21 protein-coding genes and 1 pseudogene are annotated in these 20,558 nt (G+C 56.2%); 12 read left to right on the top strand and 10 right to left on the bottom strand.

What is annotated here, in order from left to right; all coding sequences use genetic code 11:
* Positions 1-62 precede the first annotated feature (62 nt).
* From HHJ17_RS16115 to HHJ17_RS16130, 4 genes are all read right to left on the bottom strand, one after another.
* Positions 63-716, bottom strand: coding sequence for an ABC transporter ATP-binding protein (locus HHJ17_RS16115; protein ID WP_296506476.1), 654 nt, complete (start codon positions 714-716; stop codon positions 63-65).
* Complete coding sequence (gene miaA, locus HHJ17_RS16120; RefSeq protein WP_296506478.1) at positions 713-1,753, bottom strand: tRNA (adenosine(37)-N6)-dimethylallyltransferase MiaA; 1,041 nt, start codon at positions 1,751-1,753, stop codon at positions 713-715. Before miaA ends, HHJ17_RS16115 begins: the two co-directional genes overlap by 4 nt.
* A gap of 1 nt (position 1,754) precedes the next feature.
* Positions 1,755-2,981: a multidrug effflux MFS transporter gene (locus HHJ17_RS16125; RefSeq protein WP_296506479.1), complete on the bottom strand. Its 1,227-nt coding sequence runs from the start codon at positions 2,979-2,981 to the stop codon at positions 1,755-1,757.
* A gap of 142 nt (positions 2,982-3,123) precedes the next feature.
* Positions 3,124-3,552 (bottom strand): Hsp20/alpha crystallin family protein, encoded by a 429-nt coding sequence (locus HHJ17_RS16130; protein WP_296506481.1) that lies wholly within the window; start codon positions 3,550-3,552, stop codon positions 3,124-3,126.
* 297 nt (positions 3,553-3,849) lie between these two features.
* Here HHJ17_RS16130 and HHJ17_RS16135 point away from each other — a divergent pair, with 297 nt between their 5' ends.
* The 11 genes and pseudogenes from HHJ17_RS16135 to HHJ17_RS16185 all read left to right on the top strand — a co-directional run bounded on the left by HHJ17_RS16135 (position 3,850) and on the right by HHJ17_RS16185 (position 16,021).
* Positions 3,850-5,658: a PAS domain S-box protein gene (locus HHJ17_RS16135; protein ID WP_296506483.1), complete on the top strand. Its 1,809-nt coding sequence runs from the start codon at positions 3,850-3,852 to the stop codon at positions 5,656-5,658.
* Positions 5,655-6,332 carry a response regulator transcription factor gene (locus HHJ17_RS16140; RefSeq protein WP_296502719.1) on the top strand — a complete coding sequence of 226 codons (678 nt, stop codon included), beginning with the start codon at positions 5,655-5,657 and terminating at the stop codon, positions 6,330-6,332. The genes HHJ17_RS16135 and HHJ17_RS16140 overlap by 4 nt, the downstream gene beginning before the upstream one ends.
* 129 nt (positions 6,333-6,461) lie before the next feature.
* Positions 6,462-7,220: a helix-turn-helix domain-containing protein gene (locus HHJ17_RS16145; protein WP_296506485.1), complete on the top strand. Its 759-nt coding sequence runs from the start codon at positions 6,462-6,464 to the stop codon at positions 7,218-7,220.
* 17 nt (positions 7,221-7,237) lie between these two features.
* Positions 7,238-7,768: a universal stress protein gene (locus HHJ17_RS16150; protein ID WP_296506487.1), complete on the top strand. Its 531-nt coding sequence runs from the start codon at positions 7,238-7,240 to the stop codon at positions 7,766-7,768.
* A 243-nt stretch (positions 7,769-8,011) separates the two neighbouring features.
* Positions 8,012-8,679, top strand: a pseudogene (locus HHJ17_RS16155) (chemotaxis protein CheB); the annotation flags it as partial.
* Positions 8,680-9,981 carry a protein-glutamate O-methyltransferase CheR gene (locus HHJ17_RS16160; RefSeq protein ID WP_296506845.1) on the top strand — a complete coding sequence of 434 codons (1,302 nt, stop codon included), beginning with the start codon at positions 8,680-8,682 and terminating at the stop codon, positions 9,979-9,981.
* Positions 9,957-10,247, top strand: coding sequence for a hypothetical protein (locus tag HHJ17_RS16165; RefSeq protein WP_296502727.1), 291 nt, complete (start codon positions 9,957-9,959; stop codon positions 10,245-10,247). Before HHJ17_RS16160 ends, HHJ17_RS16165 begins: the two co-directional genes overlap by 25 nt.
* Positions 10,216-10,380: a PAS domain-containing protein gene (locus HHJ17_RS16170; protein WP_296502730.1), complete on the top strand. Its 165-nt coding sequence runs from the start codon at positions 10,216-10,218 to the stop codon at positions 10,378-10,380. Before HHJ17_RS16165 ends, HHJ17_RS16170 begins: the two co-directional genes overlap by 32 nt.
* Positions 10,367-12,217, top strand: a complete 1,851-nt coding sequence (locus HHJ17_RS16175) for a sensor domain-containing diguanylate cyclase (protein ID WP_296506489.1) — start codon at positions 10,367-10,369, stop codon at positions 12,215-12,217. The genes HHJ17_RS16170 and HHJ17_RS16175 overlap by 14 nt, the downstream gene beginning before the upstream one ends.
* Positions 12,218-12,235: 18 nt before the next feature.
* Complete coding sequence (ftsH, locus tag HHJ17_RS16180) at positions 12,236-14,122, top strand: ATP-dependent zinc metalloprotease FtsH (RefSeq protein ID WP_296506491.1); 1,887 nt, start codon at positions 12,236-12,238, stop codon at positions 14,120-14,122.
* 141 nt (positions 14,123-14,263) lie between these two features.
* Positions 14,264-16,021, top strand: coding sequence for an adenosylcobalamin-dependent ribonucleoside-diphosphate reductase (locus tag HHJ17_RS16185; RefSeq protein ID WP_296502737.1), 1,758 nt, complete (start codon positions 14,264-14,266; stop codon positions 16,019-16,021).
* Positions 16,022-16,070: 49 nt separating this feature from the next.
* Here HHJ17_RS16185 and HHJ17_RS16190 read toward each other — a convergent pair whose 3' ends face one another.
* The 5 genes from HHJ17_RS16190 to HHJ17_RS16210 all read right to left on the bottom strand — a co-directional run bounded on the left by HHJ17_RS16190 (position 16,071) and on the right by HHJ17_RS16210 (position 19,678).
* Positions 16,071-16,499 carry a universal stress protein gene (locus HHJ17_RS16190; RefSeq protein WP_296502739.1) on the bottom strand — a complete coding sequence of 143 codons (429 nt, stop codon included), beginning with the start codon at positions 16,497-16,499 and terminating at the stop codon, positions 16,071-16,073.
* 56 nt (positions 16,500-16,555) lie between these two features.
* Entirely contained in the window at positions 16,556-17,014 is a 459-nt protein-coding gene (locus tag HHJ17_RS16195) for a host attachment protein (protein ID WP_296502740.1), read from the bottom strand.
* Between the two features lie 24 nt (positions 17,015-17,038).
* A complete protein-coding gene (groL, locus tag HHJ17_RS16200; protein ID WP_296502742.1) occupies positions 17,039-18,673 on the bottom strand; it encodes a chaperonin GroEL in 1,635 nt (544 codons plus the stop codon).
* A gap of 111 nt (positions 18,674-18,784) precedes the next feature.
* Positions 18,785-19,198: a hypothetical protein gene (locus HHJ17_RS16205; RefSeq protein WP_296502744.1), complete on the bottom strand. Its 414-nt coding sequence runs from the start codon at positions 19,196-19,198 to the stop codon at positions 18,785-18,787.
* Positions 19,199-19,216: 18 nt separating this feature from the next.
* Complete coding sequence (locus HHJ17_RS16210; protein ID WP_296502746.1) at positions 19,217-19,678, bottom strand: glycine zipper 2TM domain-containing protein; 462 nt, start codon at positions 19,676-19,678, stop codon at positions 19,217-19,219.
* Between the two features lie 303 nt (positions 19,679-19,981).
* Here HHJ17_RS16210 and HHJ17_RS16215 point away from each other — a divergent pair, with 303 nt between their 5' ends.
* Positions 19,982-20,221, top strand: a complete 240-nt coding sequence (locus tag HHJ17_RS16215; RefSeq protein WP_296506493.1) for a BON domain-containing protein — start codon at positions 19,982-19,984, stop codon at positions 20,219-20,221.
* A gap of 65 nt (positions 20,222-20,286) precedes the next feature.
* On the opposite strand, the gene HHJ17_RS16220 is transcribed toward HHJ17_RS16215, so the two are convergent.
* A complete protein-coding gene (locus tag HHJ17_RS16220; protein WP_296502749.1) occupies positions 20,287-20,496 on the bottom strand; it encodes a hypothetical protein in 210 nt (69 codons plus the stop codon).
* Between the last annotated feature and the right edge of the window lie 62 nt (positions 20,497-20,558).

A 20,558-nucleotide genomic window follows, 5' to 3' on the forward strand; every position in this document is an offset into this window, starting at 1 on the left:
TACCTTTTATCCAGCCCGACGCCCGGCGCCATTGTGAAATATCAAGGCCGCCATCAGAACGTTCAGTCGAGGGCGCTCAGTCCGTCGGCCGTGAGCTTCAGCACCCGGTCAGCCCGCGCCGCCGCCGCTTGCGAATGGGTGACCAGCACCAGCGAGGCATGGTGTTCGCGGGTCTGCGCAATCAGCGCATCCATCACCTTGGCGGCCGTGGTGGGGTCGAGGTTGCCGGTGGGTTCGTCCGCCAGCAGCAACGTGGGGCGGTGAATCAGCGCCCGCGCAATCGCCACGCGCTGCAACTGGCCGCCGCTGAGTTGCTGCGGCAGCCGCTGGCCCAGGCCGGCCAGGCCGACGGACGCCAGCATGGCCTGCACGCGGGCGTCGTCATACTGGCCGAGCAGCATCAGTGGCAAGGCCACGTTTTGTGCCACATCCAGATGCGGCAACACATGAAAAGCCTGGAACACAAAACCGGTTTTTTCGCGGCGCAAGCGGGCCAGGCTGTCGTCGTCCAAACGGCCCAGATCAAGCCCGTCCAGCAGCACCGAACCGCTGTCCCAGGTGTCCAGCCCGGCCATGCAGTTCAGCAGGGTCGATTTGCCCACGCCGGACTCGCCCACAATGGCGACAAATTCGCCGTCCGCCACGGTCAGGGACACTTGGCTGAACACCGGCACCTCGCCGTAGTGCTTGCTCAAATTGGTGATCACCAGACTCATGGGCGGCGCTCGGCAAAAGACCGGGCCAGCGCCAGCACCTGCGGCAGGGCCGTTGGGTCGTCGCAGGCCACCACCTGGCGCTGGGGCATGGAGCGCAACCAGGTGATCTGGCGCTTGGCCAGCTGGCGCGTGGCAAAGATGCCTTTGTCGCGCAACTCCGCCATTGGCCACAGGCCGTCAAGTGCTTCCCAGGCCTGGCGGTAGCCGACGCAGCGCATGGACGGCAAGTCGGGGTTCAGGTCGCCCCGGGCGCGCAAGGCTTTGACTTCAGCCAGAAAGTCGGCGGCCAGCATGGCGTCAAAGCGCTGGGCGATGCGCTGGTGCAGCCAGGCCCGCTCCAGCGGTTCCAGCGAGATCAACAGCGTGTCATCGCCCGCAGGTTTAGTGTCATTCAGGCCTCTAGCCCCCGTACTGCCTGCGTGAGTAGCTATTGTTCTTGTAGTGTGAAAGAACGACAGAGGCTGCCCGGAAATCCGAAATACTTCCAGCGCCCGCTGAATGCGCTGCGAATCAGCCGGTTTCAGGCGCGCAGCCGTCACCGGGTCAATCAGCGCCAGCGCGGCGTGCATCGCGGGCCAGCCTTGCTGTCTTGCCTCTTCTTCAATCTCGGCGCGAATGGCCGGGTTGGCTTTGGGCATGGCGTCCAGCCCGTCAAACAAGGCTTTGAAGTACAGCATGGTGCCGCCCACCAGCAGCGCCAGTTTGCCGCGCGCCGTGATGTCGGCGATCAGCCTCTCGGCATCGGTCACGAACTCGGCGGCGCTGTAGGCTTGCAGCGGGTCACGGATGTTGATCAGGTGGTGTGGCACGCTGGCCAGTTCTTCGGCCGTGGGTTTGGCGGTGCCAATGTCCATGCCCCGGTAGACCAACGCCGAGTCCACGCTGATGATTTCCACGTCGTGCGCCTGTGCAATCGCCAGCGCGGCGGCCGTTTTGCCGGAAGCTGTCGGGCCGGCCAGCGCCAGATAGCGCAGCGGCCCGCGAGTCGGGATATGGGTCAGGCTGCCCAAAGGGCTGACAGAAGGGGTAGGACTCATTTCATTGCTCACCGGTTTTGCCATGCTTTTGCACCAGCGTCCAGGCCGCCAGCGCGACCAGGGCACTCCAGAACCAGACGCCCGCGATCAACGGAAACGCCGTTCCGTCCATGTGGCTGCCCAGCCAGCCGCCCATGGCAAAAGCGGCCATCATCATCAAAAAGCCGTTGAGCGCCGAAGCGACGCCGGCCGCCTGCGGGAACGGACCCACCGCGCCGCTTTGGCTGCAGGGCTGGTTGATGCCGTGCGCCAGCATGAAGAGGTAGTAGGGCAACATGATGGCCCAGCTTGCCTGCACGCCGATCAGCGCCAACACGCCCATGAGGCTGCCGCCGGTCAGCGAGAGCCCGCCCGCGATCGCCACCGAGCGCTGCACGCCAAAGCGCGGCAGCAAACGCCGGCACATGAAGGTGCCCAGAATGTAGGCCAGTGACATGGAAAACATCAGCAGGCCGTACTGCGTTTTGGTCAGGCCTAACACCTGGATGAAAACAAAAGACGACGAAGCCAGAAACGTGAACAGGCCGCCATACGAGGCGGTCGACAAAGCCGAGTACGCCCAAAAAGTGGGGTTGCGCAGAATCGTGCGCCAGGTGCGAACCAAGGTAGCGGGCTCCAGTGCCCGCATGTTCTTTTGTGTGACGGTTTCCTCAAAGCGCAAGGCAACCATCGTCAGGCACAGCGCACCAAAAATCGCCAGCGCAAACAGGGCGACGCGCCAGCTGAATTGATCAGACAGCAAGCCGCCGAGCGGCGCGCACAAGCAAGCAATCACGCCCAGACCGCTCAAACCCTTGGACATGATGCGGGCGCCCTGAAGTGGGGTGTACAGATCGCGCACGATGGCGCGGGCACACATGACTGCCGCACCCATGGCCGCGCCCTGCACGGTGCGCCACACAATCAGCATGTCCATGGTGGGTGACAGGGTGCTGGCCACGGAGGCCATGACGTAGCCCGTCAAACCAATCAGCAGGATGGGGCGCCGGCCAAACCGGTCGGACAGCGGACCCCAGATCAGTTGCGACAGGCCAAAGGCCAGCAGCAGGGCGGTCAAGGTCAATTGCGCCTGCGCCATGGGCGCACCAAAGCCCGCCGTGAGGCCGGGCAGCGCCGGCAGGTACAAATCCGTGGTGATGGGTTGCAGGCCCAATAGCAGCGACAAAATGACAACAACCAAGCCCGGCTGCATGGCGGGAATGACAGGGAAGGGAAGGCGGACAGACATCCGCTTGAGCGTATCAGATCAAAGCCGGATGGTTCGCCGCTACCTCCGTCAACGCGCTTGCCAATTTACTGCTCGCCCGCCCGACCTGCGGAGGCGGGCGAGCGCTTTGCTAACCCGCTGCAGAAGGGGCCTCTGGCCCGACTCAACTCACAGTCAATCGTTTGGAGACTGACGTTGCCTTCTTGGGCAGTTCAAGGGTCAACACGCCGTTTTCGTATTTGGCTACGGCCTTGGCGTCGTCAACATCCTGCGTCAAGGTGAAGGTGCGGGAAACAGACCCGTAATAGCGTTCACTGCGCAGCACCTTGCCGCCATCTTCCTTGAATTCTTTTTCGCCCTTGGTTTCGGCATCAATTTGCACAATATTCCCGTCAATACGGACATTGATGTCTTCTTTTTTGACGCCGGGCAAGTCAGCGCGGACTTTGAAAAGGTCATCTTTTTCGACTACATCAATCCGAATGTCCAGATTTTCAAGATTTCTCTCAAACCGCAACGGCGCGGCAAATCGGCGGAACATGGTTTCAATCGGGTCATTGAGGGTGGGGTCAAACAAACGCAAGCTGGCCATGATGTTTCCTTTGATCAAAAAGTCGTCCAAAATATCGCCGCAACTCAGCCAAGACGAATCTGACTGAACGCAACACCCAAAGGATATTTGGCGCAGATGCCATGGATTTGATAACTCGCAAACCCTGCCAAGTTAGCAAAAGCGGGTGCTTGCATGGTCCCCCTATACTCCGCAATTAATTATCTGTAAGATTCTGTGAGTTATATCTTGTAAGTCTATGTAAATATTTTGATGCTTCAATTGAAATGATTATGTTTATTCGTCTTAACCGCGTTGGTCATTACTGAATCCTCCCGCATGGAGTCCACTTTTGAAGACGTATCCCACAAGCTGCAGATCAGCTATCGGCTGCTTTTTGAACGGAATCCATTGCCCATGTGGGTGTATGACGTCAAAACCCTGCGCATGCTGGCGGTTAACGCGGCTGCGCTGGCGCAGTACGGGTACAGCAAGCAGGAGTTTGTCGGATTGACCTTGCTGGACCTGCACTATGAAGGGGACATCGCTCAATTGAATGAGCACCTCAAGCTTCCCATTGGCACGCAACCCGCAACCCGACTGTGGCGGCATAAGCACCGCAACGGTGATTTGATCGAAGTCGAGATGGTGACCGAAGAGTTGGAGCTTGACGGCCTTCACGCAAGCATGGCATTGGTCAGGGACTTGACAGAGCAACGGCGCTCAGAGCAAGAAAAGCAGGATCTGCCCCAACGGCTGGCGATCACGCTGGAGAGCATTACCGATGCCTTCTTCACGCTTGACCTCGACAGACGGTTTACCTATGTCAACTCGCGGGCCGAAGCGTTTTTTAGCGCTCGTCGCGCTGAACTTCTGGGCTGCAGTGTGCTGGAGAAGTTGCCAGGGTCAATTCGGACTGTTTTTCAGTGTGAGTGCGATCGGGCGCTGGCTGAGTCCAAAAAGATGAACTTCGAGTTGTACTGTGCGTCCCTGGGACTTTGGCTGGAAGCGGATGTGTACCCTTCCGCACTGGGTCTGGCGGTGTATTTTCGTGATGTGAGCGAGAAGCATGCGGCTGATCAGTGTCTGCTTGAAAAACGGGAGACACTCGCCGCCGTTATCAATTCCACGAACAACGCGGTGATCAGTACCGGTCAGGAAGGATTGATCAAGATTTTTAATCCGGGCGCAGAGCGCATCTTTCGCAGAACCCGAGAAAGCATGCAAGGCCAGCCGTTGGAGTTGCTCCTGCCCGAGCGTTTCCGGGCGACGCATGCGCAACACCTCCGCTCATTTGGCGAATCACCGGGGTCGAGCCGCATGATGGGCTTGGGTTTGGTGAAGGGGCTGCGCTCAGATGGTCAGGAGATTGACCTGGAAGCCACCATCACCCAGGTCACCGTTAACCAGAAGTTGATATTAATTGTTAATCTCAAGGATGTTTCTGAACGCGTGCGCACGGAGGCCGAGTCAGAGCAGTCACGGTTGCAGCTCTCTGAACTGACAAAACGGCTCATGACGCAGGAGAAGACGCTGGTGAAGCGTGTGGCGCAGGCGCTGCACGACCAGCTGGGCCAGACGATGGCCGCCATTCGGATGGCCCACGAAACAATCATGACGTTGCAAAGAGACAAGGCAACCTCTGGCATCGACCGGCTCCAGGCGCAAATGGGCAAACTCATCAGCCAGGGTATTCGCCAGGTCCGGCAAGTGCTGGTTGACTTGCGGCCCCCTTTGCTAGAGGAGCATGGGCTTGCAGCTGCACTCGATAACGAGCTTCGCAATCGCTCGTTGACACAGCCGCAGATTGATATCTCCATCAGTGTGAAGCCAGAAATTGCCTCGTTGCGCTGGCCCAGTGAGGTTGAATATGCCGCATTCATGGTGGCTCGGGAAGCCATCGAAAACTCCTTGCGTCACTCGGGTGCGACTTCTTTGTCTGTCAGCCTTTACGGCGAGGCATTGTCCTTGCATCTGGAGGTTAGCGACAACGGCATTGGCATCGCACCCGGTGGGATGCAGAAAACAGGCCATCTTGGCATCCTGAGCATGCAGGAGCGGGCACATACGGTGGGCGCGACTGTAACGATCGACTCGGGTGAAGCCTATGGGACAAGCGTGAGCTTCAGCTGGCAGCCAACACCATGACCCGTCTGTACCTGGTCGACGACCACCAGCTTATGCGGGAAGGTTTGCGCGCCTTGCTGGAGGCCCGCGGGCACACGGTGGTCGGGGAATCGGCTGATCCCACCGAGGCACTGGCTGATCTGCTGCGATTGCGTCCCGAGGTCCTGCTGCTTGACCTGCACTTGGGGGAGCGTTCCGGGTTTGAGTTGTTGGCTGAGTTGCAACGCCGTCGCCTGCCAACCCGGTGCGTGGTCTTGACCATGTCGGCACAGCCGCGCCATGTCGCCGAGGCGCTGCGCATGGGTGCGAGTGGTTATGTGCTCAAAGGCTCTGCCGGGAGCGATCTCATGAGCGCGGTAGAGGCGGCTGTTCAGGGTAAAAAGCATCTGGGTGCAGATGTGGCCGATCTCGCGCTGCAGGTCTTTACGCAACAAAATGACGAGGATCCCTTGGGCGCGCTGTCGCCGCGTGAGCGACAAATCATCACCATGGTGGTCAATGGTCAGTCCAGCGCCAAAATTGGATTGGAACTCCATTTATCGCCCAAGACGGTTGCCACTTATCGGAGCCGCTTGATGGCCAAGCTGGGCGTGAGCGATGTTACGGGGCTGGTGCGGCTGGCCGTTCACTATAAATTAATTGACTTCGAAAACCAAGACGTCAGGGGGCGTCGCTCTTCCGATTTGGCGCACTGATTGTCCATAGCTGCCTGCGCAACAAGTTTAGAACTCCCTACAGACGGAACATCACGTTACACATAAAGTTGGTTTTGGGGATTGGCTTTAGCGCCCACCGGGCGCGGCATCCGGCAAGAGAGCAACATCATGATGAACGTTCAACCAATATCGAGCGCAGCCCGTTGGCAGCCTTCGGCGACTCAACCTGCACTCAAGCTTGAGAGCGACGAGCGCTGGTCTAGTTTTGACGAAGTTTTGAATTTATTGCGATTTGATGGCCATGTGCATGGCGTGAATAGCAGTCTGTTCAGGCGTCGCCGCCTCAAGGCCGGTCAGTCAGCTTTGCGTATGGGACAGCCATTTGACGGGCTTTATGTGGTGCGACTCGGCGCCCTTAAAACATCCATGACGCATGTGGATGGCGTTGAGCATGTTCTTGCCTTTCCCATGAAGGGTGATCTGCTGGGGTTTGACGGTATTTGCAAAAACAAGTACTTGAGCGAAGTGGTCGCTTTGACGGACTGCGACTTGATCCGTATTCCCGATGCAGAGTTATTTTCGCCAGGCCGTGGTTGCAATGATATTGAACGCATGGCTTATTGGGCCATCAGCCGTGAGATCGTGCAGGAGCAAACAACTTACGCCTTGACTCATTCAGCCAAGTCTGAAGCTCGGGTAGCGCGGTTTCTGCGTACCCAATCGGAACGTTTTGCGGCCATGGGCTACTCGCCGAACCGATTTACATTGCCAATGACCCGGCGCGATATCGGTAACCACCTGAATGTCACGCTAGAGACTGTGAGTCGCGCTTTCTCGGCACTGGATCACCTTGGAATTATTTCAGTCGAAAGACGTGAAATTAAAATTCTTTCGCTGGAAGCCTTGCGCAAGTTCGAAAACAAATAGTCATGGAATCCGGCAAAGTGGTGGCGCTCCAAAAGAGCAGCCCCAGATTTGAAAATATTCTGGTCCCCACTGACGGTTCGGCCCTGTCCCTTGCCGCTGCACTCAAGGCCGTGGAATTTGCAAAGCGTCTGGAGGCGCGAGTGGTCGCCTTTCATTCAATACCTGTGTACCAATACCCGGTTTATGTGGGTGGCATACCTTTTGAATACCCGTCCGAGGCGGACTATGAGGCGCAATGCCGAGCTATCGCCGACCGCTATCTTGAGCTGGTTGCCGATGCCGCCGGCGCACAGGGTGTGACGGTCAACACGCGAATTGAATTCAACTCAGAGCCAGCAAAAGCCATTGTGGAAGCAGCAAAGCGAGAGAATTGCAGCCTGATTTTTATGGGTTCGCATGGCCGTAGCGGCTTGTCCAAAGTTTTTCTTGGCAGCGTTGCGCTTAAGACGCTGACCTTGGCCCACATACCGGTCATGGTAGACCGTCCAACTCAAGAGGAAATTTCTCACGCGGAGGAATTGATGCGCCAAAGTGCCATTGAGCCATAACTCACAATCTCATTGAATATCGGGCCGCATGACAGGGGGTCAATGAATCCATTTTCAGGTCTGCTAAAAACGTGTCTTTACGGGCTAGCACTGTGCGTTTAAACTGCCACAAAAAAGTGACAGTTTGATCGAGCAGTCGATCTCTAAAAAAGACCAAATGGAGGTTGATTGAAAAAAAACGACGTGCTACCGGCGAGCGCGCCCTTTCCTATTGTCGGCATTGGTGCTTCTGCCGGGGGGTTGGTGGCACTGGAGCAATTTTTGTCGCAATCACCACCCAAGAGTGGAATGGCATTTGTCATCGTGCAGCACCTTGATCCCAATCGGGAGGGCATGCTGGTTGAGTTACTGCAACGTCATACCCTCATGCCAGTTATCGAGGCACAGGAACAGACTCAAGTCGAGTCCAATCATGTGTATGTGATCCCCCTGGTCATGACCTCTCCATTCAGAATGGTGAACTGCATTTGCAGGTGCCGCCGGAACCTCGTGGACTGCGCCTGCCGATTGATTACTTCTTCAAGTCCCTGGCCGATGACCGGCAACAAAACAGCATTGGTGTCATCCTCTCGGGCATGGGTTCAGACGGAACGCTGGGCTTGCGAGCCATCCGGCAAGCCGCTGGCGCGTGTTTTGTGCAGTCACCTGCGCAAGCCCAGTTCGACAGCATGCCGCGCAGCGCGATTGATGCCGGTGTGGCCGATGTGGTCGCTTCGGCCGACGAATTGCCGAAAAAAATCCTGGCTTATGTCGGTCGCGTCCAGCTCGGTGCCCAAGCTGAAACCGAGTCCGAAACAGATCAGAAAGATGTTGGCTTCCTCGATCAAGTCATTGTGTTGCTGCGCACCCAGACCGGGCATGATTTTTCGCGCTACAAAAAAAGCACAATTTCGCGTCGAATTGAGCGCCGCATGGGTCTGCATCAACTGGCCCGTCTTGCTGACTACCTGCGCTATCTACGCGAGAACCCAAGGGAGTCCGAGTTGCTCTTTAACGAGTTGCTGATCGGTGTGACCAGCTTCTTTCGTGATGCCCCCGTGTGGGAACAACTCAAAAATGAAGTCATCCCGGCACTGTTGGCTCGTCACCCTGATGGCGCAGTCCTGCGGGCCTGGACGCCAGGTTGTTCCACCGGTGAAGAGGCCTACACGCTGGCGATGGTTTTCAAAGAGGCAATTGAAGAAATCAATCCAACCCAGCGGTTTTCACTTCAGATTTTTGCCTCTGATCTGGACAAGGAAGCCATCGCCACGGGTCGTGCTGGTATCTACACCCGCAACATTGCAGCCGAGGTAACAGAAAAACGTTTGAACCGATATTTTGTCGAGGACGTTGGCGGCTATCGGGTATGCAACGAAATTCGCGAGATGGTGATCTTTGCTGAACAAAATGTCATTGCCGATCCTCCTTTTACAAAACTTAATCTGGTGAGCTGCCGCAATCTGCTGATTTACCTGGAATCCGAGTTGCAGGCCAAGCTGATTCAGTTGTTTCATTACAGCCTTAATCCTGGCGGCTATCTGGTGTTGGGTAGCGCGGAGTCCATCGGAACAGCGAGCAACCTCTTTTCCCCATTGGATGGTAAATCACGCATTTACCGGCGACTTGATGCACCGGCGCGTGTCTTGCCCGTCGACTTTCCTGCTGCGTTTGTTCTCTCTCATCCTAGATGGGGGGGCGCCACATCGCCTCAGCAAGGTGATATCCCTTTGGGAGCCAACCTTCAGGTGCTGGTGGAAAAACTTGTGTTGCAGCACTATGCGCCTGCCGCTGTGCTGGTCACCGACCAGGGGGATATGCTGTATTTCAGCGGTAAAACCGGAAAATACCTTGAACCTGCCAGTGGCAAGCCCAGTTTGAATTTGTTTGCGATGGCCCGTGATGGACTCAACCAGGCGTTGAGCGAAGCGTTTCACCGGGCGGTTCGAGAAAAAACGGCCGCCGAACTTAAAAGTGTGAAAGTTACAGGGAACGGCTTAGCGCATTATGTGAATATTGTTGTCCAGCCCCTTGAGGAGCCCGTGGCTCTGCGTGGAATGGTCTTGATCGTTTTAACGATATCGCCACGCCCCGTCGCAAGAAACCGCGTGGAGTTGGCGATCAATTGGTCGTCGACGGTTCTCGCATGGAAGCACTGGTACAAGAACTTCAGCAGTCCCGGGAAGAAGCCAAGTCAACCCGGGAAGAAATGCAGACATCCCAGGAAGAACTGAAGTCGACCAATGAAGAGTTGCAGTCGACCAACGAGGAGTTGACAACGTCGAAGGAAGAGATACAGTCGATGAACGAAGAACTGCAGACCGTCAACCATGAATTGCAGGCCAAGGTGACCGAGTTGTCACGGGCCAGCAACGACATGCGCAATCTGCTCGACAGTACCGAAATCGCCACACTGTTTCTTGATGAGGCGCTCAATGTCCGGCGGACGCTGGTACAAGGTGCGCACCATGCCGTACCGCACGCAAGAGAACCGGATTGACGGCTTGGTGATCACTTTTTCGGATATCACGGTCAGCAAGAAGCTGGAGTTGGCGTTGTTCGCGACGCAAGCCCGGCTGCAGACACTGATGGACAATTCCAACCAAAAGGGAGTTGCTGATGGGCTATCGTAAAAATCCGTTGAGCCTGATTGAGTTGCGTTGTCTGGCAAAACAGAGGTTGCTCGGGCATGGGCCAGATGTAACCACGGCCTTGGCCTTGCCGGAGGTTCAGCGCTTATTTGAAGAACTGGAAATTCATCAAATTGAGTTGGAACTTCAAAACGAGTATCTAAACACCGCCAGAGCGCAACTTGAAGTTGCGCTCAATCAAAGCGGTGAACTCTATGACTTTTCTCCGGTCAGTATTCTTTCGCTCGACCAAACGGGCATCATTACCAAATTGAACCTGGCCGGTGCCAACCTGCTGGAAGGAGCGCGTGCCCGGCTCTTGGGTAACCGATTTGAACTGTATGTGGCGGATGCCGATGTGGCCGTGCTCAATGCGTTATTGGCGCAGGCCACCGCATCCGGTGATGTGCAGGGGGGTGAAATAGCGCTGGCTAGAAAAGGACCGCTTACAACGTTTGTGCAAGTCCAGATTGCCCAGTTGCCGGAAGAATTAGGGTGGCAGCTCATCTTGCTGGATATCACCGAGCACCGGCAAAATGAGGCGCACCTGCGTGTCAGCGAGGAGCGCTGGCAGCTGGCACTGGAGGCGGCGGGGGACGGCGTTTGGGACTGGAATGTGCAAACAGGCGACATGCTGTTTTCAAAGCGCTTTGAGCAACTCTTTGGTTTTGAAGAGAATGAATATGGCCATCATCTGGAGAACTGGCTCGCACGCCTCCATCCGGATGACAAACAACGGGTGATGGGCGATTCGCAAGCCTATTTGGACGGCAAGTCAGACCGTCTTTTCAATGAGCATCGGGAGCAATGCAAAAACGGTAGCTGGAAATGGGTTTTTTGCAGGGGGGCGATCGTGAGTCGCACGGCCGAAGGGAAACCATTGCGGATGGTCGGTACGCATGTCGACATCACGAATAAAAAACAGACCGAAGAGGCCTTGCTTTCTTCTGTCAGATTTCAGCAGACCGTATTTGATTCCTTGTCGGCTCAAATCGCGGTACTGGATCGCCACGGCACGGTCATTCAAACCAATGCCGCCTGGTGGAAATACGCGATTGATAACGAGCTTGCAGAAACTCCCAGCTTTGGTGGCAGCAACTACCTGGAAATTCTCGATTGCCTGACTGCTCAAGATCAGGAAACGGTCCTCGCTGCCTCGGCTGGGATTGCCTCAGTCGCATCGGGTGAGGTTTCTGATTTTCAGTTGCCGCATCCTTTTTATACACCGCTAGACAAGCGTTGGTTCACCATGAAAGTGACGCCGGTGCATGATGTCGAGGAGCGGGTCGTGGTCAGTCATGAAGATGTCACCCGACTCAAGGCGGCCGAACTGGCCAGTTTGACACTCGCCAACATTGACGCCTTGACCGGGGCGCTCAGTCGACGGAATTTCCTGAATTTGGCTGAGCAAGAATTGGCCCGTGCTGCTCGCTATGAATTGCCGCTCATGGTGCTGATGCTGGATCTGGATCATTTCAAGCACATCAACGACCATCACGGCCATGCCGCTGGCGATGTCGTACTGCAAGCGTTTGTGAAGACGGTGGCGGGTGTTTTGCGGGAGTCTGATTTGATTGGCCGCATCGGAGGCGAAGAGTTTGCGGTGTTGTTGCCCAGCACGACACTTGAAGGCGGGCGCTCGCTGGCGCAGCGAATTATTGAAAGTGTCCGTACCAGCCCGGTTGAGGTGAATGGTGCGCTTCTCTCCTTCACGGTCAGTATTGGGGCCGGCTGTTTGTCCAGTGAGACGTCGTTTGCCAACTTATTGGGCTTGGCGGACGTTGCGCTGTACAAGGCGAAAAATGGTGGCCGGGATCGGCTTGAAGTCGGGCTGGCATAGCCCTTCTCGGAAGGTGACATGGACAAGAAGCACACCTGGAACCTTGGCTACTGGGCCATTGCGCTGATGCTGCTACTGCTACTCCAGGACGTCTGGCAAAGCGCGACGCAAGTGCAGACCGTACCCTACAGTGAGTTTGAGAAAGCCCTGCGTGAGGGCCGCGTGGCCGATATCACCGTTTCTGACCGCACCCTTGTTGGCCGGCTAAAAATCCCCGATGGAAACAAGACCCTGCTGGTTGCGGCGCGGGTAGAGCCCGACTTGGCGGCTCGACTGGAAAAATTTGATGTGCCTTACACCCGGGTCGTTGACAACACGTTCTTGAAAGACTTGATGTCGTGGATCGTGCCGGCGTTGGTGTTTTTTGGATTATGGTTTTTTCTGTTTCGCCGCTTTGCTGACAAGCAAGGCATGGGCGGATTTTTGTCGATTGGCAAAAGCCGCGCAAAAATTTACGCCCAGACCAATACGGGCATTACCTTTGCCGACGTGGCTGGCGTCGATGAAGCCAAGCATGAGCTGGAAGAGGTGGTAGATTTTCTCAAGCACCCGCAGGAATATGGTCGTCTGGGTGCCCACATTCCCAAAGGGGTGCTGCTCGTGGGGCCGCCCGGTACGGGCAAGACGCTGCTGGCCAAGGCGGTGGCGGGCGAGGCGGATGTGCCCTTCTTTTCGATCTCGGGAAGTGAATTCGTCGAGATGTTTGTCGGCGTCGGTGCTGCCAGGGTGCGTGACCTGTTCGAGCAAGCTCGACTGAAAGCTCCCGCTATTATTTTCATTGATGAACTGGACGCGTTGGGCCGCGCCCGCGGTGCCTTCCCCGGACTGGGCGGGCACGATGAAAAAGAGCAAACGCTGAACCAGTTGCTCGCTGAAATGGATGGGTTCGATTCGTCGGTCGGGCTGATTATTTTGTCGGCGACCAATCGGCCAGAAATACTTGACCCGGCACTGCTGCGGGCCGGCCGCTTTGATCGGCAGGTGCTGGTGGATCGTCCGGACCGGAAAGGCCGTACCGACATCCTGAAGGTTCATGTGCGCAAGGTCAAGCTCGACGCGGTACTGCGGCTTGAGGACGTGGCTGCCCTGACCCCGGGTTTCAGTGGGGCTGACCTGGCCAACCTTGTGAATGAGGCCACGCTGGTGGCTACCCGGCGCAAAGCAGATCAGGTGACGATGCCTGATTTCACTGCCGCTGTGGAACGCATCGTTGCGGGACTGGAGCGAAGAAGTCGCGTGCTCAACCCCAAAGAGCGAGAGGCCGTTGCGTTTCACGAGATGGGCCACGCCCTGGTGGCGCTGGCGCAGACAGGGACTGATCCTGTGCACAAGGTGTCGATCATCCCGCACGGCATCGGGGCATTGGGCTACACCATTCAACGTCCGACCGAAGACCGCTATCTCGTGACGCGGCCCGAACTGGAGCAGAAAATCGCCGTTCTGCTGGGGGGGCGGGCCGCTGAAAAATTGGTGTTTGACGTGCTCTCCACCGGGGCAGCTGATGACCTTGCCAAGGCGACTGATATTGCCCGCGACATGGTGACCCGCTATGGCATGGATGAGGGTTTGGGCTATGTCGCCTACGAGCCTGCGCGCCAGCAGATGCTCGATCTACCGGCCGGCATGCTGCCCCGCGACAGCGCGGCATCGGAAGACACGCAACGGCGCATCGACAACGCAATCCGCTGCATTGTGATGGATGGTTTTGACCGTGCGAGCACCATTCTGAGCGCCAACCGTGAGGTGCTTGAGCGCGGCGCACGTTCACTGCTTGAGAAAGAAACGCTGGACGAGGCGGCACTCCGGGACTTGAGCGCTCAACTCCAGCGCGTCGATTCAAATCAGTCGCTGCAAATGAGGCTGCCGCTGGACGATCAACCTGCGCCAACGCGTCATCCAGCCTGACAACAGCGCCGGTGAAGTGCGGCACTGTTGATGGAGTGACCGTGTTGGCCACCTGACGGTTGCCGCTGGTTGCGATTCATCAATCGGTTTAAGCGTTTTTTTGGCTACGCTGAATCTTTGTATCGATTTGGACCGCACACCATGCAGACGAACCCCTTTCATGCGCCAATCTCAGAACATGTCTGGCGTACCAAGTACCAGTGGTGTGAGGGCGGACACATGCAGGAGCCTTCCATCGAGGCCACTTGGGATCGGGTTGCTCTGGCAGTCTCGGGTGCAGAGGCGCATCACCACAACGATTGGCGCGAGCGCTTCCGGGCTATTTTGAGTGATTTTCGGTTCTTGCCTGCCGGCCGCATCCTGGCGGGTGCCGCGACCTCGCGCAGTACCACCTTGTTCAATTGCTTTGTCATGGGACCGATGGAGGATTCAATCCCCGGTATTTTCAATGCCTTGCGCGATGCCATGGTGACGCTGCAGGCCGGTGGTGGGGTCGGGATTGATTTCTCTACCTTGAGGCCAGCAGGTGCATTAGCCTTGTCCAGTGGTGGCGTTGCCACCGGGCCGGTCTCTTTCATGGCCATCTGGGACGAAGCGAACGCGGTGCTGGAAACGAACAACCTGCGCCGCGGGGCCATGATGGCCACGTTGCGCTGTGATCACCCCGACATTGAGTCGTTTATAGACTCAAAAATTGCCAAAGGCGCATTGCCGCATTTCAAGATGTCGGTTTTGGTGACGGACGAATTCATGCGCGCTGTTGAGGAAGACGGCCCGTGGCCACTGGTCTTTCCCTTGGGCGGGAATTCCATTCCCGTGGGCGGTGAGGTGTGTGAGCGGGTGTGGTCCGGTGGCATGACGCCACAGCTTTGTCTGGTGCATCGGCGCCTGCCGGCCCGCGCCTTGTGGGAAAAACTCCTGGAGGCGCAATATACAAGTTCTGAACCCGCAGTTCTATTCATTGACCGGATCAATAGTGCCAACAATCTTTGGTACTGCGAGAACCTGTATGCATCCAATCCTTTTGGCGAAATTCCACTGCCCCCCTATGGGGCCTGTAACCTGGGATCCCTCAATTTGACCCGGTTTGTGCAGCATCCCTTTGCCGAGCATCCGCGTGTCGATTTTGGTGATTTGCGCGCCGTAGCTTCTGTTGCTACGCGGTTTTTGGACAATGTGCACGATATTTCCTTGTTCCCGCTCAAGGCCCAGGAGAAAGCAGCCGGTGCCAGCCGACGAATCGGCCTGGGTGTTACCGGTTTGGCCGATATGTTTGCCATGCTGGGCTTGCGCTACGGCTCGCAGGCGAGTATCAATCTGACCCACCAGATCATGAGCACGATCAGAGACACGGCCTACCGCACGTCCATCGCGATAGCGCAGGAAAAAGGAGCATTCCCGGAGTTTGACAAGATTAAATATGGCGCCAGCCCCTTTGTACTGGCGCTTTCTCATGATATTCAGGATGCGATTTCTCAGCACGGCATTCGCAATAGCCATCTGCTGGCGGTGGCCCCCACGGGCTCCATCAGCTTGCTTGCCAACAATGTGTCGAGCGGTATTGAGCCCATTCATGCATTCAAGACCCAACGTTGCGTGCGGGGGGCTGATGGCCAGGAAGTAACTTTTGATGTGGAAGATGCGGCGTGGTACCAGTACAAGGCGTTACATGGCGCCAGTGCCGTGCTGCCTGCGCACTTTGTGCAGTCAGCCGATGTCTGCGCCGAAGATCAGTTGCACATGATGGCCATGGTGCAGTCCTGTGTGGATAACGCAATTTCCAAATCGTTAGTGCTGCCGGAAAGCGCCAGTGCACAGGACATAGGCCTGGTCTTGTTGCAAGCCTGGGAGCTGGGACTTAAAGGGATTTCGGTCTTCCGGACGGGACCGGGATCGTGAGTCAGTTGAATGCAAGCCAGCAGCAAACCTGGCTTTGAACGATTCAAGTTTACTTGGTAAGGAGCACCGGGACTGCTGACTGATGAATGACCCGTTGGGCCACCGAGCCCAGGATCATGTTGCCCACAGCGCCCATGCCCCGAGTACCCATGGCAATCTGGTCAACCTGCCTGTCGTTGGCGATGCGTACGATTTCATTGGCAATGACGCCATAAGCGCGTGCTGGCTCGCCAAGCTTGAGCCCTTGCGTCTTGGCTAACTCCGTAGCTTTGGTCAGGACGGCATTTTGCTGCTGTTTTTGATCTTCTTCTATCTTCTGAATAGTGGCAACGGTGTAGTCACCATAAAAAATGGGCTCAGGGCTGACGCAGACCAGAATGGCCTCCAGGTCAAGGGAAGAGCGGGCCATTTTCCCAACGGCCTCAACGGCCCGGTTGGCATGTTCAGATCCATCAACTGCAATCAAAATTTTCAACATACTGTTCTCCTCTTTAGATATTTTTACTTAACCGTTTTAACTCAAGATGTCGCGCACTAATCGGGTAGCTGCAAGGCATGGTTGACGCGCTCTTTCAACTCCGGACCCGTGTAATGCGTCAGATCGCTCGCGACACATTTGCGCAGAATTTTTTCAGTCGCACTGGTTAAGCAGGGCCTGATCTCACCCAACATTGGACTGGAGGCAATCAGCACGAGTCCGTTGCAGCGTTGCTCTGCCACGGCCTCGTTGAGATAGGCCGCAAGTTGTCGGGCAAAACTGCCACGCTCTTTGGCGTGGGCCTCGGTGTGGGGTTCAAACTGCGTGCCCGCATGTCCCGTGCGACCATGCCCCTTGCCGGCTGCGCCTGTCAGATCGCCCCCACTGGCCTCGCTCGAAATGCTGGTTTGGGGAAAGACGAAATCAGCCAACTCGGTGAGTGCGTGATCAGGGGCATGGCGCTCGAAGCAACGGGCTCGATGGGCATCTGTTATTAATATCCAGGTCTTTTCCATAATTTTTCTTTCCTCTTGCGCTTGTTAAAACACAGGTGCACCGGCATTGGAGCCGAGCATTCCTTCGTCAGTTACTTGCTTGGGTGCCGTGGCAATCATGCAATCCGTGGTGAGAATCAGGCTGGCGATGGACGCTGCGTTTTGCAGTGCCAATCGTGTGACCTTGGCTGGGTCGATCACGCCCATTTGCAACAGATCACCGTAAGTGCGAGTGGCTGCGTTGTAGCCAAAGGCCTGGTCCGGCGACTCGTCGACCCGGTTGAGAATCACGGATGGCTCATCTCCCGCGTTGCTCACGATGCGGCGCAGCGGCTCTTCAAGCGCGCGCGACACCAGGCGAATGCCTGAGGTTTCATCGAGGGTACTGCCTGTGAGTTCAGTCAAGACACGACGCGCCCGCAGCAAGGCAACACCGCCGCCTGGCACGATGCCCTCTTCAATAGCCGCACGTGTGGCATGCAAGGCGTCTTCTACACGCAGCTTGCGCTCTTTCAATTCGGTTTCAGTGGCCGCGCCGACTTTGATCAGGGCCACCCCGCCGGACAACTTGGCGGCACGCTCATCAAGCTTTTCACGGTCATAGTCACTGGTGGCCAACTCGCGTTCTCGACGAATGGTGGCAATCCGCTCGCTGATCACCTTAGGCAGACCAGCGCCACCGATTAACGTGGTGTTTTCTTTGGTGATCTCAGCGCGTGTGGCGCGTCCCAGATCTGAGAGTTTGACTTTTCCCAGTGTCAAGCCAACTTCATCGCTGACCACCGTGCCTCCGGTCAGAACCGCAATATCCTGCACCATGGACTTGCGTCGATCACCAAATCCCGGCGCCTTGACGGCGCAGGTTCTCAGCGTGCCCCGGATCGTATTGATGACCAGTGCCGCCAGTGTGTCGTTGTCAACCTCCTCGGCGATCACCAGCAAGGGCCGACCTTCCTTCACGATTTCCTCTAACAGGGGTAGCAGATCCTTCAAGGACGTCAGACGGCCTTCACACAGCAAGATCGAGACGTCTTCCAATACTGCGCTTTGCCGTTCAGCATTATTGATGAAGTAGGGCGATAGAAAGCCCCGGTCAAACTGCATGCCTTCCACCACTTCCAGCACACTGACCAAGCCGGAACCATCTTCGATGGAGATCGCGCCTTCGCGTCCCACCTTGTCAATGGCACTGGCCAGCAGGTCGCCAATCGAACGGTCATTGTTGGCTGAGATCGCTGCGACGTGCGCAATCTCCTGAGAAGTGGCACAGGGCTTTGACATCCGTTTTAGTTCTGCAACCACCGTCTCGATGGCCAACTCAATGCCACGCTTTAAATCCATCGGATTCATGCCACCCGCCAGATAACGCAAACCCTCCTGAATCATGCCGTGGGCCAGCACCGTGGCGGTGGTGGTGCCGTCGCCTGCCATCTCGCTGGTACGGGCGGCTACCTCGCGCAGCAATTGCGCGCCCATGTTCTCAAACCGGTCTTCAAGCTCAATCGACTTGGCCACCAGTACGCCTGAGTTCACGATCTGTGGCGGTCCAAAGTCACGTTCCAGAATGACGGTGCGCCCGCGTGGCCCCAAAGTCACTTTGACCGCCTCAGCCAACGCATCCACTCCGCGCCGAATTTTTTCTCGGGCGGCGTCGTGGAATATAAGCTGTTTGGGTTTCATGGTCTCAATACATTGGCCGACTATGTGCAAATATTAGAGTTGGTGTTCAAGCGGCCGGTTGACAAATCGCAACGGCACCGGCAAGGCGTTTTTCGAGCCGATTCTGGCAAGTCACGTCGCATTTTTTCGATAGTTTTCGATGCCGCTCTTGAGCTGCTCAAGTGATTTGACGAACGACATTTTTAACTGAGTCCAGGACTCCACTGTGCCTGACTTCAGCGCCATCAGTTGCTGCTGCGTATCACGTAACTTGGTTTCAAGTTTTTCAATCTCTTCACCAAGCTGAACTTTGGTTTGCTGGTTGGCCGATGCAACCTTTGCTTTAAGTTCTGCAATAACATTTCGCAGATCATCCAACTCCTTCTGTGCGGCTTGAGAATAGGCCTCATGTTCTCCCTGGCTGACTTGGTCTGACGGCGCCGGTGGCTTCTGCAGTTGAGGTTGCGGTGGCTTGATCTTGTCGCACGCAACGCCGCTGAAGGCCAAAGCAATGACGACGCCGGTGGTGGATAACAATCGTTTCATGGTGTTTCCTTTTTGAGCCTAATTGCGCACCTGCCAACTACCATCTGGCTGCCGACACGCGGTGCCGAATACCTTGTCTTTTCTGCCGGCAATCATGGCATCAATGCTGTAATCCCTGCAAGGTCCTGAGGCCGTCTCAAAGGTGCGCGTGGGCACCACTACATATTGATTGCCGCTGTCCGGATTTCTCCATGACGAGGGCACACCCGTTCTGACGGTTTCAAGTGTCTGCGCGGTTCTCAGTCTGTCGACTTCGGCCATCGAGTTGCCGACTGAACCCCCCACCGCGGCGCCGGCAAGGCTTCCCAGAATGATGGCCGCAGTGCGTCCATCACCATGGCCAACTTGCGACCCTAGAACGCCACCCAGCAAACCGCCAATCACCATGCCCGTTTGTTCCTGCTGGCTCTGGTAGTTTGCACACCCGGACAGCAGCAGGGCGCACATTCCGGCCATACCGAAAGATTTAAATTGCCACATACCAAAACTCCTTTAGTCCACATTGCTGGACGCACAATCATTTGACTTTTGTATGTTGCGCCCCACGCTGGGGAAAATATTGAGAAACGTCAAATACTCCGGCAGAAACTCTTTTCGGCCTCCCTCGTATGGGATCGGCTTGTTTGGGGTATTGCTACTGATAGGGGAAGACGCCATCTCGTATGTCTTGTCAGACTTTGAGAATTCTCAAAAAAGAAAAATTCAGCTTTAACTAAAGTTGCCCGGGCGTTTGAAATTCATGCCGGCCTGACGGCGAAAAGCCATACTTGGAGGAGATATCTTATGAGGTCAGATGCAGACTTAAAGGCGGACTTGATGGAGCGGCTGGACGCGATACCTGCCGTCAATGCTTCGGATATTGAAGTCATGGTTGACAATGGCTTGGTCACCTTGAGCGGTCAGGTTGACACGCATCAAACAAGATTTCAGGTCGAGCGAACGGCCCGGCGCGTGTCTGGCATGCGAGGTCTTGAGATCAACGTAAAACCCAGTCAGCTCGCTTCAAAAAAGCATCACCATTAGTCGATTTGATAACAAGTTATCTGGATTGACAGCCCTGCGACCTGCAGGGCTGAGGGTGGTTTTATTCAGCAAGCGGGACCTTGCGCCGACGTGATTTGTTGCAACAACTTTTGAACAACTTCCTCGGTGTTTTTTCGTTTGACCAGATCAGTTTCAAACTGCAAGTCTTTCAGGGACAGTGACAACTCGACGAGTGCATCGCGTAGTTCAAACAAGGCTGAACTGACCTCCTGCATTGCGCCTGCCATATTTGTTCTGGATTCTGAGTCTTTCATTGCCCACCTCCTGATTCTTGACATGAACTAACTTTAGCGAGGCCACACCGGTTGCTGGATGA

It is taken from the genome of Rhodoferax sp. (assembly GCF_012927445.1).
Classification (GTDB): Bacteria; Pseudomonadota; Gammaproteobacteria; order Burkholderiales; family Burkholderiaceae_C; genus Rhodoferax.